We start from the raw sequence: 25,818 nt of genomic DNA, 5'->3' as shown, positions 1-25,818 counted from the left end.
GTTGTCTCCGTTCGATGACCTGCAAGGGGGTAGCGGTTGATGGTTACCGGCGCGTTGCCGTGACGATGTAGTTGAGCTTCAGATCGTCGGAGAGGTGCAGACCCTTCATCGCGGTAAAGGCGATCCCGCGCGGCGTGCCCATCTCCATCCCTGCTGAGTCGAGCAGTTCGGCAAGTTCCTCGGGCACGATGAAATCGTCCCAGTCGTGCGTGCCGCGCGGGACCTGTCCGATCATCTCTGCCCCGTCGACCAGCAGCAGTTTCGACGCCGCCGTGCGGTTGGGGGTGGAGAGGATCATCAACCCGCCCGGCGCAAGACGTGCGACGAGTTCGCGCACGAAAGCAGCCTTGTCGGCGACGTGTTCGATCACTTCCATCGATGTCACGAGATCGAAGGTCCCTTCAGGCAACGTCGACAATTCGCCCGCGTGATAGTCGATGTCGAGCCGCATCCCCGCCGCATGATGGCGCGCCGCCGCGATGTTTTCCGCCGCCGCATCGACGCCGGTGACTTCCGCGCCCATGCGCACAAGCGGTTCGCACAACAGGCCCGCACCGCACCCCACGTCGATCGCGGTCCGGCCCGCCAGCGGCGTGCGGATGGTGACATCGGTGCCCCAGTGCGTGTCGATCGCGCTGCGGATGAAGCTCAGCCGCACCGGGTTCAGCTTGTGCAGCATGGCCGACGAACCCTTCGGGTCCCACCACTCGGCCGCGAGCTTTCCGAAGTGTGCGGCTTCCTCGGGGCGAATGGTGGGCGAAGTGGTTTCGCCTGATACAGTTGCGCTTGTCATGCCCTATCCCTAACAGCGCGCTCGTACCGATTCCACAACGAAGGGGACGCGGCCTTGGCCCGCATCGTTATGAAATTCGGCGGAACCTCGATGGCGGGGACGGAGCGGATACGCCGCGTCGCCAACATCGTGCGCCGCCAACAGGCAGCCGGACACGAAGTCGCGGTGGTCGTTTCCGCCATGGCGGGTGAGACCGACCGGCTCGTGAACTTCTGCCGTGAAGCCAATCCGCTTTATGATCCGGCCGAGTACGACGTCGTCGTAGCTGCCGGTGAGCAGATTACGTCGGGCCTTCTGGCGCTCACGCTTCAGGCGCTGGGCTGCAAGGCGCGTTCGTGGCTGGGCTGGCAGCTTCCGATCCACACCGACAATGCCCACGCCAAGGCGCGCATCGGCGAGATCGAGGCGGACGCCGTCATCGCCTCGATGGAAGCGGGCGAGATCGCGGTGATCCCGGGCTTTCAGGGTATCGGCGAAGATGGCCGCGTCGCGACGCTGGGCCGGGGTGGCAGCGATACCAGCGCAGTGGCGATCGCAGCGGCGATCGGTGCCGATCGCTGCGATATCTACACCGACGTCGACGGCGTCTATACCACGGACCCGCGCATCGTCGCCAAGGCGCGTAAGCTGAAGGCCGTGACGTTCGAGGAAATGCTCGAACTCGCCTCGGTCGGATCGAAAGTGCTGCAGACCCGTTCGGTCAGCCTTGCCATGAAGGAAGGCGTGCGCGTGCAGGTCCTCTCCTCATTCGTGGACGACGACGCACCGCTTGCCGACGACCTGCCCGGAACCCTTATCGTGAGCGACGAAGAGCTCGAAGGACTAGACATGGAAAGCCAGCTGATCACCGGCATCGCCGCCGACAAGAACGAAGCGAAAGTCATCCTGACCCGCGTGCCCGACAAGCCGGGCGCCGTGGCGCAGATCTTCGGCCCGCTCGCCGCCGCCAGCATCAACGTCGACATGATCATCCAGAACGTCGGCCGCGAAAAGGGCGAGACCGACGTGACCTTCACCGTGCCCAGCGCAGACCTCGTGCGCACGCAGGCGCTGCTGGAAGAACACAAGGACGAGATCGGCTTCAACCGCATCATCACCGACGCCAAGGTCGCCAAGATCTCGATCGTGGGCGTCGGCATGCGAAGCCATGCCGGCATCGCGGCCACCATGTTCAAGGCGATGGCCGATCGCGGAATCAACATCCAGGCGATCAGCACCAGCGAGATCAAGGTATCCGTCCTGATCGACGAGGACGAAACCGAACTGGCCGTGCGCATCCTGCACACCGCCTACGGCCTCGACGACGACCGCGACGCGGCCTGATCGGGGGCGGGGCGTTTCGCCCTGCCTCTTGCGACCTGAAATGCAGCAAACCCCTTGCGGCCCTAGGGACGCAGGGGGTTTTTGCGTACGTCCCGATCAAAGGCTCAAGCGCGCGCTCAGTTTGAAGTTCCGGCCTGCCAGCGGCACGAAGTCCTTGGTGAAGCTGGCGTGGCGGCGGCCTTCGGCGTCGAGCAGGTTTTCGACCGCTGCGATAACGGTGAAGTTCTCCGAACCCCGCATCGGTTTCCACGCCAGCGAGGCGTCAACCATGGCGAAGCTGCCGGTCTCGGTCTCGTAGTCGGCGACGCGCTTTTGCGCCGCGTTCCATTCGATCCCGATACGGGCGTCCAGCCTCTCTGACTTGCCGACGAGAGCACCTCCCAGCGTGAGTGGGGGGATGCGCGGGACGGGTGTCCCGTCAGCAAGCGTTGCGCGGGTATAGCTACCCTGCAATTCGGTCGAGATAGCAAAGCCGCCTGCGCGGCCCAGCGGGACGTCCGCCTCCGCCTCAAAGCCATAGTATTCCGCGTCCTGCTGCTGTTGCGCATAGACGGGAAGGCCGTCTTCTTCGTCAGGAGTGGCGGCGAGATAGACGTAGTTGTCGAACCAGCTGGCATATCCGGTCAGTGAAAGCTGAACGCCCGCGACGCGCCCGCGCAGATACCCTTCAAGGCCGAGCGCGGTTTCAAGGTCGAGATCGGGATCGCCGATCTCGTACTGCTGGGTCGCGGCGTGGGGGCCGTCGGCGAACAGCTCCTCCGCCGTTGGAATGCGCGCGGTGCGGCTGGCGTTGAGGCCGAAGCGCAGGCCGCTGTCGGTTTCGTGCCACGCCCCGATCGCGCCGGACACGGCATCGAAACTGCGCGATAGCGAGACGGACGGCGCATCGGCGGTGCCATGTTCGAACCGGCCTGCGAATTCGACCGTGACCGGACCGGTGTCGACTTCCTGCAAGGCGAAGAGCGCGTATTGTTCGGTGCGATTGGCAGGGACGAATGCCTCGGCGCCGATGGCTTCGAGGTTGCGGCGGAAGTATTGCGCACCGACGGTTCCGTTCCAGGTGCCGCTTTCGCGCTGGACGAGTTCGAGACGCCCTTCGACCCCATCGACGAGGAAGCGGGTGCCGACTTCGTCGCCTTCCATCTCGACATGTTCGTAATCGCTGTAACCCCAGCGTGTGTTCACTTCGGCAAACGGCCCGCTGTCGAAGCGAAGTCCTGCGCGAAGGTCGGCGCGCTTCTGCTGGAGGTCGATGACGACCGGGCCTTCCTCTTCCTCCATTTCTGACTCATCGCCGCCTTCCTCGCCATGCGCGTGTTCGACGCCGGGGCGTGTGGGGACGCCATAGTAGGTATCGTAGATCGAGACCGAGGCCCCGATTTCCGCGCGGTCGCCGATCCAGGCAAGGCCTGCGCCGGCCGACTTGGTCTCGGTGCTGCTATTGGGCAGGACGGAGTGGGCATCGGCCATCTCGCCCAGTTCGGCGGCGTGTTCGGGATCATCGGCTTCGTCCTCTGCCGCTTCGGCAAGGACATCGGCGCGAAGATCGTCAGAAAGCAGGCGGCCCGCGACATGGAGATCGTCGGTCTTGCGCCACGACCCGTCGGCGTGAAGCACGAAGCCGCTGCCGAGCGGCGTGTCGATCGAGGCACCCGCCTCGCGCGCGTTGGCCGCACTGTCCACTGACGCGAGCGCGTCGATATGGATGGACTCGTCCGGCACGCGGCGCGGGATACGCTTGTCGATGACATTGACCGCGCCGCCGATTGCGGAGCTGCCGTAAAGCAGCGTTGCGGGCCCGCGCAGCACTTCGATCCGCTGGGCCGTCAGGGGATCGACCGAAACGGCATGGTCCGCAGAGGCGTTCGATGCGTCGATCGATCCGATACCGTCGACCAGCACGCGCACGCGGTCGCCCGAAAAGCCGCGCAGGATCGGGCGCGAGGCCCCCGGTGCAAAGCCCGATGCGGTGACGCCCGGCAGGCCTTCGAGCACTTCGCCGATCTGTCCGTCCATCTGGCGTTGCAGATCCTCACCAGAAACGGTCGAGGTGCCGGCAAGAAAGTCGATCCGGCCGATACCCTTGGCGGTCACGACGATGGTGTCGTGGAAGTCGTCACTCGCCGTTGGGTCGCCCGCCTCCAGCTTAGGAGCGTCCTGCGCAAGGGCGGGGGCGGCAAGGGACAGGGGGGCAAGAGCGAGAACGACTGCGATCGCGCGTGAATGATATAACATGTCATCGCCACTAGACGAAGCTTGCCATCAGTCAAGCGCGATTGGGCGGTGCAGAATCGTGGTGCGACGAAATGTGCGGTTCGCCAGTCGACCCGAAAACGAACCTACCCGACAATCAATCAGCCCGATTGGGCGAGGAGGCCCCGGCGGCCCGCCGGTGGACCGCAGTCAGACGGCCGTTGGCCCCATAAGGTTCATGACAATACCGGCAATGCCGACGGTGAACAGCGCGCCGCCGCCGACCTGCGCGGCCAGGCGCCTGGTCCTGTCCTTCGAGACGGGCAGGACCCATAGAAGGCCTGCCCCGGCCACGAGGACCAGGATGAAGAAAGTAACCAATGGCTCTCTCCCTTTCTGCAAAGGAGAAGCATGGGCCCGCGATGGTTAAGGTACGGTTCGCAATCGTGGTGAATCCCCCAAAAGGAACCCCCCGTGGGTTAGCACGGGGGGCGGCCTAGTCTCCGTTGGTTGGGGGGTGGACGTCTGCGCGTTGTGGGGGGAACGCAAACGCCCTGGAGTTTTGGCCTTCCTTTTGCTGCCTTAAGCCACGTCGTAGCGGTCGGCATTCATGACTTTCGTCCAGGCTGCCACGAAATCCTTGACGAACTTCTGTTCGTGTCCGTTTTCCGCGTAAACCTCGGCGAGAGCCCGCAACTGTGAATTCGACCCGAATATAAGGTCGGTTCGCGTTGCGCGCCACCTCTCTTTTCCGCTTGCGCGGTCACTACCCACAAATTCTTCGTCTCCGCTGTCGTCCACGACCTTCCACGCCGTGTCCATGTCGAGCAGGTTGACGAAGAAATCGTTGGTCAGCTGACCTTCGCGGGTCGTCAGCACGCCAAGCTTCGATCCGCCATGATTGGCGCCCATCACGCGCATTCCGCCGATCAGCACCGTCATTTCGGGCGCCGAAAGGCCGAGCAGTTGCGACCGGTCGAGCATCAGCTCCTCGGTCTTCACGCTCATCTTGGTCTTGAGGTAGTTGCGGAAGGCATCGGCCGCCGGTTCCAGCGGTTCGAAGCTCTCGGCGTCGGTCCATTCCTCGCTCGCGTCGCCGCGACCGCCGGTGAAGGGCACCGTCACGTCGTGACCGGCTGCCTTCGCCGCCTGCTCCACCCCGACGCAGCCGCCCAGGACGATCAGATCAGCGATCGAGACCTTCGAATCGCCCTTGATGGCGTCATAGACTTCGAGAACCTTCTGCAGCTCGGCCGGTTCGTTGACGTCCCAGTCGCTCTGCGGGGCAAGGCGGATGCGCGCACCGTTGGCGCCGCCGCGATGATCCGACTTGCGATAGGTCGAGGCCGAGGCCCAGGCGGTCTTCACCAGCTGCGCGATGGAAAGGCCGCTGTCGGCGATCCTCGCCTTGAGGTCCGCGACTTCGCTGCCCGACGGCGTGTAACCGGCAGGGATCGGGTCTTGCCAGATCAGGTCCTCTTCCGGAACTTCGGGGCCAAGGTAACGGACCTTGGGGCCCATGTCGCGGTGGGTCAGCTTGAACCACGCGCGGGCGAAGGCGTCGGCGAACTCGTCCGGGTTGTCGCGGAATCTTTCGGAAATCGCGCGGTAGGACGGGTCGACCTTCATCGCCATGTCCGCCGTCGTCATGATCGTCGGAACCTTCTTCGACGGATCGTGTGCGTCGGGGGCCATGTCCTCCGGATCAGGGTTCTTCGGCGTCCACTGGTGTGCGCCTGCGGGCGACTTGGTCAGCTCGTAGTCGTACTTGAACAGCAGGCGGAAGTAGTTTTGCGACCATTCGAACGGCGTGTTAGTCCACGGCCCCTCGATGCCGCTGGTGATCGTGTCCCCGCCGATGCCGCTCTTGTATCCGCTGGTCCAGCCAAGGCCCTGGAAGGCGATATCCGCGCCTTCGGGATCGGCGCCGATCAGCGAGGCATCGCCCGCGCCGTGGCACTTGCCGAACGTGTGGCCACCCGCCGTCAGGGCGACGGTTTCTTCATCGTTCATGGCCATCCGCTTGAACGTTTCGCGAATGTCTCGGGCCGAACCCTCGATATCCGGATTGCCACCCGGACCTTCGGGATTGACGTAGATGAGACCCATCTGGATCGCGGCGAGCGGGTTTTCGAGGCTCCAGTCCTTGTCGGGCTGGATGCGCGTTTCCGCGCCCGTGTTCACCCACTCTTCCTCGGTGCCCCAATAAACGTCGGTTTCCGGTTCATAGACGTCCGCGCGCCCGCCGCCGAAGCCGAAGACGGGGCCGCCCATCGATTCGATCGCGACATTGCCGGTAAGGACGAAAAGATCGGCCCAGCTGATGTGCTTTCCGTACTTCTGCTTGATCGGCCAAAGCAGGCGGCGTGCCTTGTCGAGGTTGGCGTTGTCGGGCCAGGAATTGAGCGGGGCGAACCGCTGTTGACCGGAACCCGCGCCGCCGCGGCCATCGGCTGTGCGATAGGTGCCTGCCGCGTGCCATGCCATGCGGATGAAGAACGGACCGTAATGACCATAGTCCGCCGGCCACCACGGCTTCGAATCGGTCATCAGCGCGGTGAGGTCGGCCTTCAGTGCATTGTAATCGAGCGCGTTGAACGCCTCGGCATAGTTGAAATCTTCGCCCATCGGATCGGGCGAGACGCCGCCCTGGTGCAGGATCTCCAGCTGAAGCGCATCGGGCCACCAGTCCCGGTTCGTCCGGCCCAGCAGGCCGCGCACGCCTCCATCGTTGTGATTGAACGGGCACCCACCGCCCGGCATCGATCCAGTTGCAACATCCATCTCGGCATCCTCCTGTCGTGGGGGTAAGTCCCCTCTCGAATTAATGCTGGGCTCAGGTTACCAGCTCCGGTCAATCGTCTGAAATGATCAAACCTGCACAGAAACATTGGGAAAAGCGATCATTGGCGTGCTCGCCAACGCGATAATGGCCGTCAATGGCGCGACTCGGCTTCACGGGGGTATCCGCCCCGTACCTCTTGCCGCTGGGCGCAGGTGGGACTAATCCGCCGGCTATGACGACCTATTCGAAGACCGACGCCCTGATGCGTCGCGGCGCCCAATTCCTCGGTTCGAAGCACGCGATCCTGTGCGGCGCGATGAGCTGGGTGTCCGAAAGGAACCTCGTTTCCGCGATCAGCAACGCGGGCGGCTTTGGCGTGATTGCCTGCGGCGCGATGACGCCCGAGCTTCTCGACAACGAAATTGCGGAGACGAAGAAGCTTACGGACAAGCCCTTCGGCGTGAACCTCATCACGATGCACCCGCAGATCATGGACCTGATCGATGTCTGCGCGAAACATGGCGTGGGCCATGTCGTGCTGGCAGGCGGGCTTCCGCCCAAGGGCAGCGTGGAAAAGATCAAGGAAGCCGGTGCCAAGGTCATCTGCTTTGCCCCCACGCTGGCGCTTGCGAAAAAGCTGCTGCGTTCTGGCGCAGACGCCATGGTGATCGAGGGGATGGAAGCGGGCGGCCACATCGGCCCCGTCGCCACCAGCGTTCTGGCACAGGAATTTCTGCCCGAACTGGCCGAAGATCACGTCGTCTTCGTCGCAGGCGGTATCGGGCGGGGCGAGGCGATTGCCGGATATCTCGAAATGGGCGCGGCGGGCGTGCAGCTTGGCACCCGTTTCGCTTGTGCAACCGAATCGATCGCGCACCCCGATTTCAAGAAAGCCTTCTTCCGCGCCGGTGCCCGCGACGCGATTGCCAGCGTGCAGGTCGACCCGCGCCTTCCGGTGATCCCGGTCCGCGCGCTGAAGAACAAGGGTACCGAGCTTTTCACCGCCAAGCAGCGCGAAGTCGCTGGCCTGCTCGATAGCGAAGGCATCGAGATGGCCGAGGCGCAGCTGCAGATCGAGCACTACTGGGCAGGCGCACTGCGCCGCGCGGTGATCGATGGCGATATTGAAAACGGCTCGCTGATGGCGGGCCAGTCGGTCGGCATGGTGAAGAAGGAAGAGCCCGTCGCCGACATCATCGCCGAACTGATGGCCGAGAGCGAGGCTGCGCTCTCGCGCCGCTAGGCCACCTGACACAAGTGCGCGTCGCCGCGTGGGCGGCGGCGGGGTAGTTCTCTTGCCAGAAAGGCACCCGAAGATGGTGCCGTACTGACGAGAGGATACACGATTGGGCTCACTTTCCGCCGCGCAGGTCCTGGTCTTTCTTTACGCCACCGTGACGCAGGTCGTCGGCGTCTCGTTCCTCGTAAAGACGCGTGCCTTCACGCATGTCGGCTGGACGATCGCGACGATCGCGGTGCTGATCAGTTCGTTCTTCGCGCTGTCCTGGCTGCTGGCCAACGGGGCGAAACTCAACATCCTGCTCCCGATCCTTGCCGCGACGGTACCGCTCGCTTCGATCATGGTGGGCGTGTTCTTCTACGGCGAGCCGGCCTCGTGGCTGAAGCTTTCGCTGCTCATCGGTGCCTGCGCGCTGATCGGCCTTGCCGCGGCTTTTGGTTGAGATCCCGCGGTTGAGGGAAGCGTCGTCGTCAGGCACACTGTGCCCATGCAGGTAAAAGCGCTCGACCACGTCAACATCGTTTCGAACGATCTGGAACGCTCCGCCCGGTTCTATGCCGAGGTCGTGGGCCTGACGCGTCGTGACCCGCCCGAACCACTGGAGCCCTCGCTGATCCAGTGGATGCACGATGGCGAAGGGCGGCCCGTGCTGCACCTCGTTTCCAAAGACCGCCGCGATTCCGCGAACCGCGACAGTCAGCCCGGCGGGCCGACGGGGGCTGTGCATCATGTTGCACTTAACTGTGCAGGCCACGCAGACTTCATCGCGCGGCTCGAGGAAATGGGTATTGCCTATCGCCAGTCGGGCGTATCGGGCATCGGGTTGAAGCAGGTGTTCCTGACCGATCCGGACAATGTCCTGTTGGAACTGAACTTCCATGATGGCTGATCGGGCGCATGGGGTTGCGCCCTGTCGCCACGCTCCTAATCTCCGCTCCCGGATGGGCGGACGTTACGCCAGGAGCGATATTGAATGTGTGATCAACAGCAACTTGCAGAATTCGCCCGCCGCGGCGTGAACCGCCGGACCTTTGCCGCGGGCGTAGGCGCGGCCGGAGGGGTAGCAGTCCTTTCGGCCTGTTCGACTTATGGCACCGATGCCGACGATTCCGTCGCGGCCGCCACGAACGGCGGCGTGCTGGGCAACGAAGTGCAGGTCCCGACGGGCAGCGGCACGATGAGCGCATGGTTCTACCACCCTTCTGCCGGCAACCACCCCGCTGTCATCATGTGGCCCGACATCGCGGGCGTGCGCCCCGCCGCAAAAGCGATGGGTGAGCGTCTGGCGGCAGAGGGTTTTGCCGTGATCGTGCCCGACCCCTACTGGCGCGACGAAGGCCACGCGATGTTCGAGGATTTCGCCGACTTCATGGAAAATGACGGGTTCAAGAAAGTCGGCCCCTATCGTGAGAAGTTCTCCGCCGACACGGTCATGGCCGACACTGCCAGCATCGTCGCATGGCTCGACGCGCAGGACGTGGTCGACAAGTCGAAAGGCATCGGCACACGCGGACACTGCATGACAGGGTCGTGGACGATCTGGGCCGCGCACGGATCGCCTGACCGCGTGAAAGTCGCAGGCTCGATGCACGGCGGCGGCCTCGTCACCGATGCGCCGACCAGCCCGCACAAGATGATCGTCGACAGTGCGACTTATCTTATCGGTATTGCCGAAGACGACGACGCCAAGCAGCACGAGGCGAAAAGCGCGCTAAAGGCTGCGCTGGATGCGGCGGGGGCCGAAGGCGTGGTCGATGTCTATGCCGCGGGTCACGGCTGGACCGTTCCGGACTCGCCCGCCTACGACAAGGCGGAGGCAGAACGCGCATATGACGTGTATCTGTCGATGCTGAAGGCGCTCTGATCCGGTCGGCAGGGCCTTGCGCCCTGCCGCCCTCTATAACCCGATGAAGCTGGCCCATGCCGGGGCGGCGGAATTGTCCGACGTGCGCGGATCCCATTGCCGGACCAGGAGAGCGAGCGCCCGATCCCGCGCCATGCCGTTTTCCACGTTACTGCGATAGAACAGCGCCGATACGCGCCAATTCAACACGCAGTGCACGTGGACCGGATCGTCGCCCGAAATGGCTGCGCGGAACCGTTGGTAATGCTCCTCGGTCGGGCAATCGAAGGGGATCGGGATGGCAGTTAAACCGATGCCATGCCGCGCGCACAGATCCGCCTCGTCCGGCAGGATCTCTGGATGATCGGGCATGGCAAGATTGACCACCCGGCGCACACCCATGTCGGCCAGCGCGGCAATGTCCGCTGCACACAATGCCCCAGAAGTCGTGGTCCGTGCATCCAGCCTCTGCCAGGCGCGGATGCCGACGGGATCGCTCATCCGGGCAGGCCGATCAGGCTGATCTGCCTGCCGTATCCCTCCTCTCCGGCCAGCGTCGAGCGGCGGTAGGAGAAGAACCGGCTTTCATCCGCGTAAGTATCGTGGCCGGTCATCTCGACCGTCTTCACACCCGCGTCGGCAAGGTCCGATGCCACGAACGCAGCCAGATCGAACTGGTGATGCCCGCTGCGGCGCGGTTTGAAGAACCGGTCGTATTCCTCGTCTTCGGCCAGGAAGCGCAAATAGAACCCTTCGTCCACTTCGTAGCTTGCCTGCGCGATGCACGGGCCGATCGCGGCGGCAATCCGTCCGCGATCCGCGCCAAGAGCCTCCATCGCCTCCACCGTGTTGCGGCACACGCCCGCGAACGCCCCGCGCCATCCGGCATGGGCCGCTCCGATCACGCCCGCTTCCTCGTCCGCCAGCAGCACCGGCGCGCAATCGGCGGTCACGATGCCCAGAAGGATGCCGAGCCTGTCCGTCACCATCGCGTCGGCATGGGGCCGCGCCTCCATCGGAAAGGGGGTTTCGATCCGCACGACATCGGCGGAATGGACCTGATAGACGGTGGCAAGCTCCGCCCCCGGCATCACGCCGTCGACTGCAAGCGCGCGGTTCGCCTCTATCGCGCGGGGCAGGTCGTCCGACCCGGTCCCGACGTTGAGGCCCAGGTATTGCCCGGTGGAAACGCCGCCGCGCCGGCCGAGGAATCCGTGCGGAACCCCGGCAAGCGCGTGTGCGGTTATACGGTCAACCATCGAGGCTCTTGGTCACTTGTTCGCGCGTGTCCTTCGACAGCCCTTCGGCCTTCGCGATCCGTTCAAGCTCCGCCCGCATCATCGCAGCCCGCTTCGGCTCAATCTTGCGCCAGCGGCCCAGCGCCGGGATGAAGCGGGCCGCGGTTTGTGCGTTCAGCGGGTCGAGTTTCAGGACAAGGTCGGCGATCATGCGATAGCCGCGCCCGCTCTCTTCATGGAAGGCGGGCTGGTTGACCGCCATCGTCATGTAGAGGCTGCGAACGCGGTTCGGGTTTTTGATCGTGAAGTCGGCGTGGTTCGACAGCGCCTCGACCGTGTCGAGCACCATGGGATCGAGCGAGCCGGCCTGAAGCGCGAACCACTTGTCGGTGACGAGCGCGTTGCCCTCAAAGCGTTTGCGGAAATCCTCCAGCAGTTCGGCGCGGGCCGGACAGTCGATGCCCGCCAGCACCATGAGCGCGCCCTGACGGTCGGTCATGTTGTCGGCGGCGCGATACTGCGCTTCGGCCCTCGCGGCGGCTTCCTTCGCGTCGGCGGCGGACAGCAGGACCAGCGCCTGCGTCTTCACCTTGCGCGCACCGCGTGCCTCTGCGCTCAGGCTGTATCCGATGGCCGAGGCTCGTTCGTGGAGCGCGATCAGACGGTCGCGCAGGCGCGATCCGATATAGCCCTTCAGCCGTTCACGCGCATCATGCAACGCGACAGGATCGGCAGGGGCGGCCAGTTCCAGAAGGAACGTGACGGCGGGCATCATCATCAGTTCGCCGCGCATCAAGTCGTCGATCTGCGTGTCGTCCAGCACCGCGCCCATGGCATCGGCAATGGCTGTGCGGCGCTTTTCGTCGGGCCCGTTTTCGATCGCGCCCAGCAGTTCGCGGGTGACGAGCTGTTGCAGTGCCTCGTAACGGGCGAAGGCGTCGTCATCGTTCGCGGCCAGGAAGACGAGATCGTCATCGCCCTGTTCGGCATCGAGCTGGATCGGGGCGGTGAAGCCGCGATTGGCGCTGATCACTGGCGGGCGGGTGAAGCCCTTGAACGTGAATTCGGCCTTGTCCTTGTCGACGATCAGCAGCTTTTCGCCGTCGTGTGCCTTGGTGTCGCGGTCGAACAGGGCGACCTTGATGGGGATCGGCATCGCCTTCTTCGACGGCTGGCCGGGCGTTGCCGGGACTTTCTGCGTGAAGTGCAGCGTGACCGCGCCTTCCGACTGATCGAACTCGGCCCGCATCGTCACCTTGGGCGTGCCTGCCTGTTCGTACCACAGGCGGAACTGCGCAAGGTCCAGCCCTGCGCCGTCTTCCATCGCCTTCACGAAATCCTCGCAAGTCGCGGCCTCGCCGTCATGGCGCTCGAAGTAGAGGTCGGTGCCCTTACGGAACGCTTCGGGGCCCGCCATCGTGTGCATCATGCGGATGACTTCGGCGCCCTTGTTATAGACGGTCGCGGTGTAGAAGTTGCTGATTTCCTGATAGGAATCGGGACGGATCGGATGGGCCAGCGGGCCCGAATCCTCGGGGAACTGGGCGGCGCGCAGGACGCGTACATCCTCGATCCGCTTGACCGGTTCCGATCCCATGTCCGCGCTGAACATCTGGTCGCGCAGGACGGTGAAACCTTCCTTGAGGCTGAGCTGGAACCAGTCGCGGCAGGTGATGCGGTTGCCCGACCAGTTGTGGAAGTATTCGTGGCCGACGACGCCCTCGACCCCGTCATAGTCCCCGTCGGTCGCCGTTTCCGGGTCGGCCAGAACGTAGCGGGTGTTGAAGATGTTGAGGCCCTTGTTCTCCATCGCGCCCATGTTGAAATCAGACACGGCGACGATGTTGAACTGGTCGAGATCGTATTCGCGGCCGAAGGTTTCCTCGTCCCACTTCATCGAATTGATGAGGCTGCGCATCGCATGGTCGGTGCGTTCCAGATCGCCTTCACGGACCCAGACGGCCAATTCGACCTTGCGGCCGTTCATCGTCGTGAACGTGTCGCGGTTGGCGACGAGCTGGCCCGCGACCAGAGCGAAGAGATAGCTCGGCTTGGGCCAGGGATCGTCCCACAGCGCCCAGTGGCGGCCCGCTTCGCCTTCGCCCGTTTCGACGAGGTTGCCGTTCGACAACAGGACGGGGAAGGTCTCCTTGTCGCCTTCCATGCGTACCGTGTACTTCGACAGGACGTCGGGCCGATCGGGGAAGAACGTGATGCGGCGGAAGCCTTCGGCCTCGCACTGGGTGCAGAGCATGCCGCTGGAGGCATAGAGACCCATCAGCTGGCTGTTTGTCGCCGGGTGCAGGTGCGTCTCGATCGTCACTTCATGCGAAGTGCCGGTCAGCGGAAGCAGCAGGTTCGACCCGCTCATCGACCAGCCTTCGGCATCCGCGCCGTCAACCTTTAGGCTCATGACGGCAAGGTTGTCGCCGCAAAGGTGCAGCGTCTGGTCGCCGTCGCCTGCGGGATTACGCTCGACCTTAAGGGTCGCGACGCACTTCGTCAGTTCAGTGCCGAGGTCGAAGTCCAGCCGGATTTCGGGCACCAGCCACGAAGGCGGCGTGTAGTTCTTGCGGAAGATGGTGGCGGGATCGACCGGCTCTACGGCGGCGTCCGCCATCTCGGGGTTGCCGGCGGGGTTCGAAGGCGTGCGTGCAATATCCATGGAGGGATAGATGCGCCTTCGACCGCAAGAGGCAAGGCCCAATCCTGTATGTCACGGGCCTTCGCGATAAAATTTTTCGCGCAAAAAGGCTTGGGCAGGTGCGCTCGGGCCGGTTAGGTGCCTTTCCCATGCAGATGCTGATCTTCGGGCTGGGTTATTCGGCGAAAGTCATCGCGGCAAGGCTGCGCGCACAAGGCTGGCAGGTTCGCGCCACCGGCAGCGACGGCGATATCGCGTTCGATGACGACGGCGGGGTTCATGCCGCGCTGGCTGGCGCGGACGCGGTTCTGTCCTCGGTTCCGCCCGCGAAGGACGGCAGCGATCCGGTGCTGGCGCGCTATGGCGCGGCGCTGGGCGGGTTCGGCGGGTGGACGGGATACCTATCTTCCACCGGCGTCTATGGCGATGCGGGCGGGGCGTGGGTCGATGAAAGCACCCCTGTCGGCACGGGCCGCCGCATGGCCCGCAGCGATGCGGACGCCGCATGGCTGGCACTGGGCGCAAGGGTCTTTCGTCTGCCCGGCATCTACGGTCCGGGCCACTCCGCGCTCGACCGCGTGCGCGAGGGCAGGGCGCATCGGATCGACATTCCGGGACAGGTCTTCAGCCGCATCCATGTCGAAGATATCGCGAGAGGTGTCGCCTGCGGGCTTAATGCTCCGGCAGGGGCCTACAACCTTGCCGACGATTATCCGTGCAGCCAGAACGAGCTGATCGAACACGCCTGCCGCATGCTCCACGCACCCGTGCCGCCGATGCAGACGATCGAGGAGGCGAACCTGTCGCCCATGGCGCGAGGATTCTATGCCGAAAATCGCCGCGTCGCGAACGGCAAGGCAAAGCGGGTGCTGGGCTGGACCCCGCGCTACCCCACCTACCGCGAAGGGTTAGCTGCGTGCCTTCAGCGCGAGGACGAGGCCCGCGAGCGCGAGTAGCGAGCCGCCCACCGTCAGCGCGGTCCAGTCATACCCTTCGAACAGGGTGGAGAGCAGCATGGCAAGGATCGGCGTTGCCACCCCGATATAGGCCGCGCGCCCCGCACCCATGTTTCGGATGAGTGTGAAGTAGAGCGGGAAGGTAATGACCGACCCGACAACGCCCAAATAGAGCAGGCCGAAGCCATACTCCGGGCGCGGGTCCCATACCGGCGCTCCATCCAGCACCAGCGCCAGCGCCACGTTGATCGCGGTGCCCAGCATCATCGAAAACGTCAGCAGCGGCAGGAAAGGCTGTGCATGGGCCCTCTCCGTCGCTTGCGTCACATTGGCGACCGAGGCCGATACCGTGGCAAGGATCGCCAGCACGACGCCCAGCATCACGCCCTCGCGCGCGCCTGCCATGTCGTATTCGTGCATGAGCAGCAGACCGACGCCGACGATGGCGACGGCAGAGCCGACCACGAAGCCCATCGACACCCTGTCGCGCAGGACAAACCACGCGAGGATCGAGTTCGGGATCATGATGAGCGCGAAGAACAGCGCCACGATCCCCGATGTCAGCGACATCTCCGCGCGGTAGACGAAGTGGAAGTTCATCACGAACTGCGTGACACCGACGATCGCGACGATCGGCAGACCCGCTTTCGTGATGCGCAGCTTCTCGCGCCGGAAGGTCAGCAGCACCAGCATCGCCGCCGTCGCGATCACGAAGCGATAGGCGATGGTCCAGCTGGGCGGAACGAAGCTGATCTGGTCCTTGATGACCAGCCAGGTCGAACCCCAGATCAGCGCAACGAGGCAGAAGGGCAGGAAGACGCGCGGATCGGCGAACGACAGCCGCTGGCGCCTGGCGCCCCCGGTCACAGGTTCGCTCACAAGCTTGCGAGCGCGGCGGCGAGCTTGTCCGCATCTGCCGCATCGGTGTTCCACGCGGTCACGAAGCGGGCGGCATCCGCGCCCCAGTCGTAGAAACCGAACCCTTGCGCGCGCAGTCCTTCGCGCTCGTCCGCAGACAGGGTCACGAAAACCTCGTTCGCCTGACACGGGTAGAGCAGGCGATCGCCCGCGGCCTTGGCAATGGCCGCTGCGGCATGGTTCGCGGCTCGGGCGTTGGAAAGCCACAGGTCGCCCTCGATCATCGCCAGAAGCTGCGCGGCAAGGTAGCGGCCTTTCGACTGCAACTGCCCCGCGCGCTTGTGCCGGCGCTTGGCCTCAGCCGCCCTGGCCGGATCGAACAGGACCAGCGCCTCCGCACTCATCCCGCCGTTCTTGATCATGCCGAACGAGAGCGTGTCGATGCCGTGGGCAGGGCCAGCCTCTGCGGGCGAACAGCAGAGATGCGCGACGGCATTGCCGAAACGCGCGCCGTCCATGTGGACCTTCAGCCCCTTTGCCTTGGCATAGGCCGTCAGCGCGGCGAGTTCGTCGGGCGTATAGACGCAGCCCTGCTCGGTCGCCTGCGTGATCGCGATCGCATGCGGCTGGACGCGGTGCACGTCGTCGCGGATCGGGTCGATCACGGCGGCGACATTATCAGGCGTCAGCTTTGCGTGCGGGCCGTGCGCCAGCATCAGCTTTGCGCCGTGGGTATAGAACTCGGGCGCGCCCGCCTCGTCCTGCTCGATATGAGCGTCATCGTGGCAGACCACGCCGCCATAGGGCGGGACCAGCGTTGCCAGCGCAAGGCAGTTCGCCGCCGTGCCGGTGCTGGTCCAGACCACGGCACAGTCCATCCCGAAGAGGTCCGAAAACGCCTTGTCGAGCGAGCGCGAAAGCGCGTCGCCGTCATAAGGCGCGTCGGTGGTGTCGGCATCGCGCATCGCATCCCACAGACGGGGATGGACGGGGGCGGCATTATCCGAAAGGAACTGCATGGAACCGCGCCTTGCTCACAAGGGCAGGGCGCGTCAAGCCGGTTGCATCTGAAACCGCGCGGGCGGCGGCCTTCAGTCCCCGTGCCTGTCCAGTTCGCGGCCCGACAGCGTCACGACGTGCAGCAGGTTGGTTGCCCCCGGAGTGCCGAAGGGAACACCGGCCAGCACGATGATCTTCGCGCCGCCCTTGCCGAACCCGTTGCGCAGCGCCATGCGCTTGCCCTTGGCGATCATCTCCTCGAAGCTGCCGATGTCCTTGGTCTGCACCGCGTGCACACCCCAGAGCAGCGAGAGGCGCCGTGCCGTCGATTCCAACGGGGTCAGCACCAGCAGCGGCACTTTCGGCCGTTCGCGCGCCACGCGGCGGGCGCTGCTGCCCGATGCGGTAAAAACGGTGATGGCAGAGATGTTGAGCGTGTTGGCGATCGACGAACAGGCCTGCGCCAGCGCGTCCGAAGTCGTCGCGTCGGGTTCCACCCCGGTCAGCCGGATACGCTCGACATAGCCGGGGTCCTTCTCGACCTGTCCGGCGATCCGGTCCATGATCGAGACGGCTTCCTGCGGCCACTGGCCCGCCGCCGTCTCTGCCGACAGCATGACGGCGTCCGCTCCGTCGTAGACCGCGTTGGCAACGTCGGAAACCTCGGCGCGGGTCGGGGCCGGGCTTTCGATCATCGATTCCAGCATCTGGGTGGCGACGACCACCGGTTTGCCCGCGGCACGGGCCAGCCGGACGATGCGCTTCTGCAGCGGCGGGACTTCTTCGGGGTTCAGTTCGACGCCAAGGTCGCCGCGCGCGACCATGATGCCGTCGGCCAGTTCGAGAATTCCGTCGAGGTGGCGCACGGCCAGGGGCTTTTCGATCTTGGCCATGAGCGCGCCGTAACCGCCCATCAGGCGGCGGGCTTCGGCCACGTCTTCGGGGCGTTGCACGAAAGACAGCGCGATCCAGTCTGCCTTGTGCTGAACGGCAAAGGCGAGGTCGCGGCGGTCCTTTTCGGTCATTGCCGGAATCGGGATTTCGGCATCGGGCACGTTCACGCCCTTGCGGTCGGAGATGACACCGCCGACTTCGGCGCTGCACAGGATCTCGTCCTCGTCGGCGCGGATCACGCGCAGGCGGATCTTGCCGTCGTCGATCAGCAGGCGCTGGCCCTTTTCCAGAAGGCCGAACAGTTCGGGATGCGGCAGCTGAACGCGGGTTTCGTCACCCGGTTCGTCCCTGCGGTCCAGCGTGAAGTGGCGGCCGTGCGGAATGACGACCTTGCCTTCGGCGAACTTGCCCACGCGCAGCTTCGGCCCTTGCAGGTCGCACAGGATGCAGATCGGGCGGCCGGTCTTCTTTTCAAGCTTGCGGATGGAGGCGATCGTTTCCGCGTGGGTTTCATGCTCCCCATGGCTCATGTTGACGCGGAAAGCGTCGACCCCTGCCTTCACCAGGCGTTCGATCATTTCGGGATCGCGGCTGGCAGGGCCAAGCGTTGCGAGAATCTTGACCTTGCGGTCGCGCGGGTCGAACTTGTTCACGAGGGGTTTGTACCTGTTATTTTTATGAGGGAGCTTTAGTGCGAGGCCTATTGGCTGCATCGCGCCTAGGCAACCTCGATGACGCCCAGATTACCGGAGAAAACGACTTGTCCTGCGATTCCGACCTGCCCGCGACCGAAAACGACGCTCTCGACGCACTGCCCGATGCGGTTGCGGCCGCTGCCTTCCGCCGGTTGGTGCGGCACCTGCGCCATCGTCACGATGCGCAGAACATCGACCTGATGGGCCTGTCGGGTTTTTGCCGGAACTGCCTTGCCGACTGGATCCGCGATGCCGGATACGAAGGCGACAAGGCCGATGCGCGCGCGCTGATCCACGGGATGCCAATGGACGAGTGGAAGGACCGCTACCAGACGCCCGCCACCCCCGAACAGCTGGCCCGCATGGACGAAAGTCTGAAGAAGAACGCGGGTTGATCGGCAAGGAGGGCGCGGACGGCGGTGGAAATTGCCGCTGCACCCTTCACCACGGGCAAGCGCATCGCTATCAGCTTGCTTCGCGTGATTCTCGCTGCGGGTCCGCACTTCGCGTGATCCCGCGCTTCATCCGAACAATCGCAAAGGTTGCCAAATGTCCGAAGAAACCACCACGATCGGCGGTGCCGATAGCGCCATGGGCGTCAACAATGTCACCGCAGACGAACTGCGCCTCCTGATCGAGCGTGCAGAGCGGCTCGAAGAAGAAAAGAAGGGCATCGCCGAAGACATCAAGGACGTCTTTGCAGAAGCCAAGGCGCGCGGCTTCGACGTCAAGGCGATGCGCAAGATCATGCGCATCCGCAAGCAGAAGAAGGAAGATTTCGAGCACGAGGAAGCCGTGCTGGAAACCTACATGGCTGCCCTTGGCATGATCTGATCGAATCGGGACGGCTGAGCGCTTACCGCGCCAGCCAGCCCCGTTCGCGCGCGGCCCGCTCGCCTTCGCTGTCGAGGGCAGGGCCGCTCGCCATGTCCTGCGCGCGGGCCATCAGTCCTGCGTCGGACCCGGCCTGGCGATATTGCGTCGCCTGCGCCTCTCCTGCATCGCCGCCTGCCTCAAGCTTCCAGCCGGTTGCATCGCGGCAGGCGATCCCGCCGGTGTCGCCTGAGCTGAAGGCGCGGCAATAGCGACCCGCTTCATCCTCGAAACTGAGCAGCACCCGCGTGCCGTCCGCCGCGCCTTCCGAGACTAGCTGCGTGTCGAGCGCGGAGGCGAGCTGTCCTTGCACATAGCCGTCGGGCAAGTCCTTGCCGCCGGGCAGGAAGACCAGCGCCAGCGCCGCTGCCGCCGCCAGCGGCCCCGCGATCCAGCCCCAGCGCGGGGCCTTCTTTTTCATCGCGCGTTCCTGCCGCGCCATTGCCATGTGGACAACGCCCGGCTCTCCGGCCTTCAGCGGGGCGAGCATGGCTTCGGGCAGATCCTGTTCGAGAATCGGCGCATAGTGCGCGGCAAGCTTCTGGCGCAGCGCGTGGTGGCGCGCGACTTCGGCGGCAAGCGCGGGATCGCTTGCGACCTGTACTGCGATCTCCTTTTTGCGTTCGCCTTCGATCTGGCCGTCGGCGAAAGCAGCGAGTTCCTCTTTCGTCGGGGTCATGCCGTGTTCTCCTCGAGCATCGCCATCAGCGCATCGCGCCCGCGCACCAGCCGCGAATTGAGCGTGCCGACGGGGCAGCCCACGATTTCGGCGGCTTCCTTGTAGCTGTAGCCTTCGACCATCACGAGCAGCACGGCCTCGCGCTGTTCGCCGGGCAATTTCGCCATGGCCGCGTCCACGTCGGACAATTCGACACTGGCTTCCTGCGCGCCGTCGCTGCCGACGGATGAGCCGGATTCCTCGGCCACGAAAGTCTGGCTGCGCCGGTTCACGGCGCGGGCCTCGTCTATTCGAATGTTTCGCATGATGCGGTAAACCCAGCTGTCGAGCCGCGTGCCGCCCCGCCACTTTTCGCGGTTGGCCAGAGCGCGTTCGATGGTCATCTGGCAGAGATCGTCGCCGTCCGAACCATTGCCCGCAAGGCCTGCGGCGAAACGCCGCAGCCGGGGCAATAGGGCCAGGAGCCCGGATTCGAACGAGTTGCTCAGTGTATTCTGCCTTCTACCGGATTAAACGAGCGGGCTCGCACGTTTAATCCGTGCTTAAGCCAAAAACTATCATGCGGATCCCGATGCGCCGAACGTTCCTGATTATCCCGCTCCTCGTCCTTGCCATAGGTGCGCCTGCCAGCGCGCAAGGGCTGGGCGGCCTGGGCGGCACGCTGGACCGGGGCCTTGGCGACGTCGGCGATGTTCTGGGCGGTGTGATCGAACCTGTCACGCGCACCGCGGGCGACATCGGCGACGGGCTGGGCGAGACCGTGGCGCAAGTGGCCGACAGGTTGCGCCGTGCGCGAATCGACCGCATCGCTGACCTCTTGCGCCGCAACCGCGACACGATCGCGCTCGACCGGCTGGGCAATCCCGCGCGGCGCGGCGAACTGCTGGTCATGGATGCTGCGCCTTCCGGGGTTGCAGCAGCGGGCGCGGCTGGTTTTGCGGTTATGGAGGAGAGCGAGGTCGAGGGACTGGGCCTGTCGGTCCTGCGCCTCTCGGTGCCCGAGGGCATGGACCTGGATGAAGCGGAAGAAACGCTTGCCGCGCTCATGCCTTCGGCGAGCGTCAGCGCGGATGTGCTGCACTTCCGTTCGGGCAGCGCAGAAGCCTTGCAACTGGCTTTCGCCGGAAGCGGGGCCGCGCGGATCGATACGGCGGTCGGCATGATCGACGGCGCGCCGGGCAAGGGCGTCTCGCTCGTCGCGCAGCGCGGCTTTGCCAAGGGTGCGCCCGCGCCGTCCGATCACGGCAGCGCGGTCGGCTCGCTGCTCAACCACGCAGGGGTTGCGAACCTGCGCGTTGCCGATGTCTATGGCACCGACCCTGCGGGCGGGAACGCGCTGGCGATCGCGAAAGGTCTCGGTTGGCTGGTCGAAGGCGGCAGCAAGGTCGTGACGATCAGCCTCGTCGGTCCCGAAAGCCCGCTGGTCAGCCGCGCCGTCGCGGCGGCGCAGAAACGCGGGACGATCGTGGTCGCGGCGGTCGGCAATGACGGTCCGGCCTCTCCGCCGGCATATCCTGCATCCTATACAGGTGTCGTCGCGGTCACAGGTGTCGACCGGCATGACCGCGCCTTGATCGAGGCGGGGCGGGCGCTGCATCTCGACTATGCGGCCCCCGGTGCGGACATGAAGGGACGCGACCGCAAGGGGCGGAGCAAGGAGTTGCGCGGTACGTCTTACGCAACCCCGCTGGTCGCAGCGCGCATCGCCGCCGCGTTGTCGGGTGGCGGCAACTGGCGCAGGGCGCTCGACGGTGAGGCGAAAGACCTTGGCGTCAAGGGCGCGGATGATACTTACGGCCGCGGTCTGGTTTGTGGGTCCTGCGTGAAGCGATAAAGTTATCGTTTAAAATCAGTGCTATAAGAAAAATTATCCGAATTCCTTGAATTAAACCGGCGCCGGCATCCGTCCTTCTTTCCGAGCGGGAAACAATCCCGTCAGAAGCAAATGAAGGACGAAGACATGAAGAGCATCCTTTTCGCAGCAACGGCCCTTTCGATTGCCGCCGTTCCCGCACAGGCCCAGGTTCTGGGCGGCGGTGGCCTTGGCGGCGCAGTGGGCGGCGCGCTGGGCGGCCTTGGCGGCGCCGGTTCCTCGATCGGTGGCACGGTGGGCGGCTCTATCGGTGCGCGCAGTTCTATCGGCTCGACGGTTTCGGGTGCGACCGACACCGTGACCTCGACGATGTCCACCTCCATCGACAGCAATGCTGCCACTTCGGGCAGCCAGTCGGCTGACACGGCCTCTGGCTCTGTTTCGGCGGACCGCGAAGCCAGCGCAGGCGGTTCGCTCAACGTCGCGCAGGCCGTTGACGGCCCTGTCGGTGCCGTAACCACAGCAGCTGGCGTCTCAGGAAGCGCCAACGGTTCGGGCAGTGCCAGCGCACAGCTTGTCGGCACCGATGCGGCCGGCGGTGTGGTCGACAGTGCGACCGGTGAAGTCGGCCCCGCAGTCGGTCAGGCCCAGTCGGCAGCAGGCAGCGCGACGGCAATGGCACAGGCAACCGCCAATGGTGCAACAGAAGGTGCGGCGATGCTGGGTAACGCTGGCATGGCATCGGCCAACCTGATGCTGGCCGCAGCCGGCAGCGCCGCGGCCTCGGCCACCGGTGCGGTATCGGTCGCACCGGGCATGGATGTCCTGACGTCTGCCGGTGAAACGCTGGGCCGCGTAGAGACCGTCGTCGCCGACGAAACGGGCCGCGTCGAGCAACTCGTGCTCGATACCGCGAACGGCGAGCAGACCCTTCCCGTCGGATCGATCATGGCGACGGCCGAAGGGACCCTGATGGCAAGCGGTTCGGCCACGGCTGGCTGAACCGGTTTCCCGTCACCGCCATCGGGAGCGGCCGGTCCTTCGCGGGTCCGGCCGTTTTCGTATCTACCAGTCGCATTCCCAGAAAAGCGCGGAAAAGCCGGGCAGCTTGTCGCGCGTCGCACCGCCAACCGATGCGATCAGCACGGTGTTTTCCGAGGTGTCGGAGAAAGGCCGCTCGTTCGGGCCGAGGTTGAACAGGCAACGGATGCGCTGGGCTTCGTACACGCGGTCCAGCACCAGCAGCTCGTTGTCGAACTGGCAGTTCTCGATACCGCCCAGCCGCAGCGCCGGGAAATGCTTGCGAAGCCCGAACATGGCCCGCGCGATATTCAGCGTCGAACCCGGATCGCCTTCCTGCAGCGATACCGCACGCCTTGCATTCGCCTCGCCCAGCGGCAGCCACGGATCGCCAGTGGTAAAGCCGCCATGCTCGCTCTCGTCCCAAGGCAGCGGCGTGCGGGCGCCGTCGCGTGACAGGGTACGCGGCCAGTTGTTGATCGCCTCGGGGTCTTTCAGCAGTTCGTAGGGAATGTCGTCCTGTTCCAGCCCCAGTTCTTCGCCCTGATAGGCGATGACCGTTCCGCGCAGCGCGACCAGCAGGGCCAGCTTCACCTTGGCGAAGGCGTCCTTGTGTTCGGGCGCTACCCAGCGGGATACCGCACGCGGCGCGTCGTGGTTTTCGAAGGCCCAGCTTGGCCAGCCCATGCCCGGTTCGTCCGGCCAGTGCGACATGACGTCGTGGACCAGCTGCGGCGTCAGTTGCGGGGCATAGAGAAAGTCGAAGCCATAGGCGCTGTTCATCCGGGTCGTGCCCTTGATGAAGCGCTTGATCGCGACATTGCCATCGTCGGCGCATACTTCGGCCAGCGTGAAGATGCCGTCGTACCGGTCGGTCAGCTTGCGCAGCTTTTCAAGAAAACGCGGCGTATCCTTGTGGAACTGGCTGTAAGTGTGGTGCTGGAAATCGAAGGGCCGCACGACCGACCGGTCGAACAGGGCTGCGGGCGGATTGTCCCTCAGTTGCGGATCGTGCATCGCGAAATTGAGCGCATCCATGCGGAACCCGTCGACACCGCGATCCAGCCAGAATTGCGCCACGCCCAGCAGCGCGTCTTGAACCTCGGGGTTGTGGAGGTTCAACTGCGGCTGGCAGACGAGGAAATTGTGCATGTAATATTGCGCGCGAACCGGGTCCCACTTCCAAGCGGGGCCGCCGAACATCGACTGCCAGTTGTTGGGCGGCGTGCCATCGGCCTTGGCATCGGCCCAGACGTACCAGTCGGCCTTGGGATTGTCGCGGCCGGACCGGCTTTCGGCGAACCATTCATGCTCGTCCGAGGTGTGCGAATAGACCTGGTCGACCAGCACCTTGAGGCCGAGGCCGTGTGCCTTTTCAAGCATCGCGTCGAAATCGGCCAGCGTGCCGAACAGCGGATCGACGTCGCAGTAATCCGAAACGTCGTAGCCGAAATCCTTCATCGGCGAGGCATAGATCGGCGAAAGCCACATCGCGTCGACGTTGAGCGACGCGATGTGTTCGAGCCGCTCCGTGAGGCCAGAGAGATCGCCAACGCCGTCGCCGTCCGCGTCGGCATAGCTGCGCGGATAGACCTGGTAGATGACCGCGCCGCGCCACCACGGAAAATCCGATGCACCGGGCGTGCGGGTCATGCCCTGCGGCACGATGCCGGTTTCTTCGGGTGTGATCGTGGGGGCCGGTGTCATGCCGGGTTCGAAGGTCATCGCAGGGCTTCTCGCACTCACATTGCAAGGGCGGAACTTGTGCCCGCCCCGTCCGTTAGGTTTGCGCCTTGTGCGGCCATTCTCTCCCGGCCGGACACAAGGCTAGCATGAAGTTTTGGGGCGCGCACCTTGATATTCAAGCGCAATCGGGATAAGAAATAATTCTACTGGGGCAGAGGGTGTTTGTAATAAAATGGCAGTAAAGCCAATTGCAAAACGCCTGTGAAACAAAACCAAACTAATAATCAAAATATCTGTTTTCACAGTTTCCGGCTTTATTTCGTCGATCCCGTATAACGACGCAATGGAAGACTGTTGATAGAAAAACTGCAGAAAAGTTCGCAAAACAGACTTCATTCTTCGGATGGATACTCCGGGGTGCCCGTTGCGGTTCTTGATGGCCGCGCCGCAACCCGACGCATCGGCGCGACCCTCGACGTTCGGCCAAATCACCCGGAGGCATCACCTTGACGACGCTTGCAGACCGCAATTCCCCCGCATTGAACGCGCAAGGCTATGGCCTTGTTCTTGCCACGGACCTCGACGGCACGTTCCTTGGCGGCAGCGAGGAGGAGCGCCGCATCCTTTACGAAGCGATCGAGGTGCGCGACGACGTGCTGCTTGTTTTCGTGACGGGCCGCGACCGCGACTTCATCCGTGAACTGATTGCAACTCCGGGGATGCCGACCCCGCGCTACATCGTCGGCGATGTCGGTACATCTGTTTACGACGTGGCCGCCGACTTCTCGCCGGTGCACGAGCTTGAGGCGGAGATCGTGGCCAAGTGGGACAATGCCAACGAACGCGTCATGGAGATGCTGAAGGACGAACCCGGCATAGAACTTCAGCCGACCGAGTTTCGCCACCGCGTCAGTTATTACTACAAACCGGGAGAACTGCTGCAATCGACCGTGCGCAAGATCGAGGAAGCGGGCTTCGACTGCATCACCAGTGCGGACCTCTATCTCGACGTTTTGCCCAAAGGCATTGCCAAGGGACCGACGCTACGCCGCATGGTCGATGCGCTGGCCTTGCCGGAACGCAAGGTGCTGGCCGCGGGCGACACCATGAACGACCTGTCGATGCTGGACTGCGGATTGAACGCGGTCGCGGTCGGCAATTCGGAAGATCGCCTGCTCGCCGCGCTGCCCAGGGCGCCGCATATCTACCGTGCGACAGGGCACGGCTGCGCCGGGGTGCTGGAGGCCATTCACCACTTCGACCTGACCGAACGATAAGAGACACGG

25 protein-coding genes are annotated in these 25,818 nt (G+C 64.4%); 11 read left to right on the top strand and 14 right to left on the bottom strand.

The features are described from left to right. Positions 1–43: 43 nt before the first annotated feature. Complete coding sequence (gene ubiG / locus A9D15_RS06960) at positions 44–793, bottom strand: bifunctional 2-polyprenyl-6-hydroxyphenol methylase/3-demethylubiquinol 3-O-methyltransferase UbiG (RefSeq protein WP_066763365.1); 750 nt, start codon at positions 791–793, stop codon at positions 44–46. A 54-nt stretch (positions 794–847) separates the two neighbouring features. Here ubiG and A9D15_RS06955 point away from each other — a divergent pair, with 54 nt between their 5' ends. Continuing rightward, entirely contained in the window at positions 848–2,116 is a 1,269-nt protein-coding gene (locus tag A9D15_RS06955) for an aspartate kinase (RefSeq protein ID WP_066763363.1), read from the top strand. 96 nt (positions 2,117–2,212) lie between these two features. Here the strand turns inward: A9D15_RS06955 and A9D15_RS06950 are convergent, their stop codons facing one another. The 3 genes from A9D15_RS06950 to katG form a co-directional block, all read right to left on the bottom strand. After that, positions 2,213–4,351: a TonB-dependent receptor gene (locus tag A9D15_RS06950; RefSeq protein ID WP_066763360.1), complete on the bottom strand. Its 2,139-nt coding sequence runs from the start codon at positions 4,349–4,351 to the stop codon at positions 2,213–2,215. A 168-nt stretch (positions 4,352–4,519) separates the two neighbouring features. Further along, positions 4,520–4,690 carry a hypothetical protein gene (locus tag A9D15_RS16495; RefSeq protein WP_156521682.1) on the bottom strand — a complete coding sequence of 57 codons (171 nt, stop codon included), beginning with the start codon at positions 4,688–4,690 and terminating at the stop codon, positions 4,520–4,522. A 201-nt stretch (positions 4,691–4,891) separates the two neighbouring features. Further along, entirely contained in the window at positions 4,892–7,093 is a 2,202-nt protein-coding gene (gene katG / locus A9D15_RS06945; RefSeq protein ID WP_066763359.1) for a catalase/peroxidase HPI, read from the bottom strand. A gap of 233 nt (positions 7,094–7,326) precedes the next feature. Here katG and A9D15_RS06940 point away from each other — a divergent pair, with 233 nt between their 5' ends. From A9D15_RS06940 to A9D15_RS06925, 4 genes are all read left to right on the top strand, one after another. Continuing rightward, positions 7,327–8,337 (top strand): NAD(P)H-dependent flavin oxidoreductase, encoded by a 1,011-nt coding sequence (locus A9D15_RS06940; RefSeq protein WP_066763358.1) that lies wholly within the window; start codon positions 7,327–7,329, stop codon positions 8,335–8,337. A gap of 103 nt (positions 8,338–8,440) precedes the next feature. After that, a complete protein-coding gene (locus A9D15_RS06935; RefSeq protein ID WP_066763356.1) occupies positions 8,441–8,776 on the top strand; it encodes a hypothetical protein in 336 nt (111 codons plus the stop codon). Positions 8,777–8,821: 45 nt separating this feature from the next. Further along, positions 8,822–9,223: a VOC family protein gene (locus A9D15_RS06930; RefSeq protein ID WP_066763355.1), complete on the top strand. Its 402-nt coding sequence runs from the start codon at positions 8,822–8,824 to the stop codon at positions 9,221–9,223. A gap of 84 nt (positions 9,224–9,307) precedes the next feature. Next, positions 9,308–10,198, top strand: a complete 891-nt coding sequence (locus A9D15_RS06925) for a dienelactone hydrolase family protein (RefSeq protein WP_066763354.1) — start codon at positions 9,308–9,310, stop codon at positions 10,196–10,198. A 33-nt stretch (positions 10,199–10,231) separates the two neighbouring features. Here A9D15_RS06925 and A9D15_RS06920 read toward each other — a convergent pair whose 3' ends face one another. Genes A9D15_RS06920 through pepN form a run of 3 tightly spaced genes read right to left on the bottom strand, consistent with a single transcriptional unit; the run spans position 10,232 to position 14,080 of the window. Then, positions 10,232–10,678: a protein-tyrosine phosphatase family protein gene (locus A9D15_RS06920; RefSeq protein ID WP_066763353.1), complete on the bottom strand. Its 447-nt coding sequence runs from the start codon at positions 10,676–10,678 to the stop codon at positions 10,232–10,234. Beyond that, positions 10,675–11,436, bottom strand: a complete 762-nt coding sequence (pgeF, locus tag A9D15_RS06915) for a peptidoglycan editing factor PgeF (RefSeq protein WP_066763352.1) — start codon at positions 11,434–11,436, stop codon at positions 10,675–10,677. Before pgeF ends, A9D15_RS06920 begins: the two co-directional genes overlap by 4 nt. Next, the gene (gene pepN / locus A9D15_RS06910) at positions 11,429–14,080 is read right to left on the bottom strand and encodes an aminopeptidase N (RefSeq protein ID WP_066763347.1); all 2,652 of its coding nucleotides are present in this window, start codon (positions 14,078–14,080) and stop codon (positions 11,429–11,431) included. Before pepN ends, pgeF begins: the two co-directional genes overlap by 8 nt. Before the next feature lie 128 nt (positions 14,081–14,208). Here pepN and A9D15_RS06905 point away from each other — a divergent pair, with 128 nt between their 5' ends. Continuing rightward, positions 14,209–15,015 (top strand): Rossmann-fold NAD(P)-binding domain-containing protein, encoded by an 807-nt coding sequence (locus A9D15_RS06905; protein ID WP_066763346.1) that lies wholly within the window; start codon positions 14,209–14,211, stop codon positions 15,013–15,015. On the opposite strand, the gene A9D15_RS06900 is transcribed toward A9D15_RS06905, so the two are convergent. The 3 genes from A9D15_RS06900 to pyk all read right to left on the bottom strand — a co-directional run bounded on the left by A9D15_RS06900 (position 14,968) and on the right by pyk (position 18,419). Beyond that, the gene (locus A9D15_RS06900) at positions 14,968–15,882 is read right to left on the bottom strand and encodes a DMT family transporter (RefSeq protein WP_244881973.1); all 915 of its coding nucleotides are present in this window, start codon (positions 15,880–15,882) and stop codon (positions 14,968–14,970) included. The genes A9D15_RS06905 and A9D15_RS06900 overlap by 48 nt on opposite strands. Before the next feature lie 8 nt (positions 15,883–15,890). Continuing rightward, the gene (locus tag A9D15_RS06895; protein ID WP_066763345.1) at positions 15,891–16,892 is read right to left on the bottom strand and encodes a threonine aldolase family protein; all 1,002 of its coding nucleotides are present in this window, start codon (positions 16,890–16,892) and stop codon (positions 15,891–15,893) included. 72 nt (positions 16,893–16,964) lie between these two features. Next, complete coding sequence (pyk, locus tag A9D15_RS06890; RefSeq protein WP_066763342.1) at positions 16,965–18,419, bottom strand: pyruvate kinase; 1,455 nt, start codon at positions 18,417–18,419, stop codon at positions 16,965–16,967. A 125-nt stretch (positions 18,420–18,544) separates the two neighbouring features. On the opposite strand from pyk, the gene A9D15_RS06885 reads away from it, so the two are divergent. Together A9D15_RS06885 and A9D15_RS06880 are read left to right on the top strand one after the other, a co-directional pair. Beyond that, positions 18,545–18,856 carry a DUF1244 domain-containing protein gene (locus tag A9D15_RS06885; RefSeq protein WP_066763568.1) on the top strand — a complete coding sequence of 104 codons (312 nt, stop codon included), beginning with the start codon at positions 18,545–18,547 and terminating at the stop codon, positions 18,854–18,856. Between the two features lie 196 nt (positions 18,857–19,052). After that, positions 19,053–19,295, top strand: coding sequence for a DUF2312 domain-containing protein (locus tag A9D15_RS06880; protein ID WP_066763566.1), 243 nt, complete (start codon positions 19,053–19,055; stop codon positions 19,293–19,295). 22 nt (positions 19,296–19,317) lie between these two features. Here the strand turns inward: A9D15_RS06880 and A9D15_RS06875 are convergent, their stop codons facing one another. Beyond that, entirely contained in the window at positions 19,318–20,013 is a 696-nt protein-coding gene (locus tag A9D15_RS06875) for an anti-sigma factor family protein (protein ID WP_066763341.1), read from the bottom strand. After that, complete coding sequence (locus tag A9D15_RS06870; protein WP_066763339.1) at positions 20,010–20,501, bottom strand: RNA polymerase sigma factor; 492 nt, start codon at positions 20,499–20,501, stop codon at positions 20,010–20,012. The genes A9D15_RS06875 and A9D15_RS06870 overlap by 4 nt, the downstream gene beginning before the upstream one ends. 83 nt (positions 20,502–20,584) lie before the next feature. On the opposite strand from A9D15_RS06870, the gene A9D15_RS06865 reads away from it, so the two are divergent. Together A9D15_RS06865 and A9D15_RS06860 are read left to right on the top strand one after the other, a co-directional pair. Beyond that, a complete protein-coding gene (locus A9D15_RS06865) occupies positions 20,585–21,847 on the top strand; it encodes a S8 family serine peptidase (RefSeq protein WP_082924326.1) in 1,263 nt (420 codons plus the stop codon). A gap of 126 nt (positions 21,848–21,973) precedes the next feature. Next, a complete protein-coding gene (locus A9D15_RS06860) occupies positions 21,974–22,828 on the top strand; it encodes a PRC-barrel domain-containing protein (protein ID WP_172807478.1) in 855 nt (284 codons plus the stop codon). A gap of 63 nt (positions 22,829–22,891) precedes the next feature. Here A9D15_RS06860 and A9D15_RS06855 read toward each other — a convergent pair whose 3' ends face one another. After that, complete coding sequence (locus tag A9D15_RS06855; protein ID WP_066763565.1) at positions 22,892–24,499, bottom strand: alpha-amylase family glycosyl hydrolase; 1,608 nt, start codon at positions 24,497–24,499, stop codon at positions 22,892–22,894. Positions 24,500–24,673: 174 nt separating this feature from the next. Continuing rightward, a complete protein-coding gene (locus A9D15_RS16490) occupies positions 24,674–25,024 on the bottom strand; it encodes a hypothetical protein (protein WP_156521681.1) in 351 nt (116 codons plus the stop codon). 14 nt (positions 25,025–25,038) lie between these two features. On the opposite strand from A9D15_RS16490, the gene A9D15_RS06850 reads away from it, so the two are divergent. Beyond that, the gene (locus tag A9D15_RS06850; protein WP_216634379.1) at positions 25,039–25,809 is read left to right on the top strand and encodes an HAD-IIB family hydrolase; all 771 of its coding nucleotides are present in this window, start codon (positions 25,039–25,041) and stop codon (positions 25,807–25,809) included. The last annotated feature ends 9 nt before the right edge of the window (positions 25,810–25,818 follow it).

This window comes from Croceicoccus pelagius, from assembly GCF_001661915.1.
In the GTDB taxonomy this organism is placed as follows: Bacteria; Pseudomonadota; Alphaproteobacteria; order Sphingomonadales; family Sphingomonadaceae; genus Croceicoccus; species Croceicoccus pelagius.
This window is presented reverse-complemented; position numbering and strand designations above follow the sequence as displayed.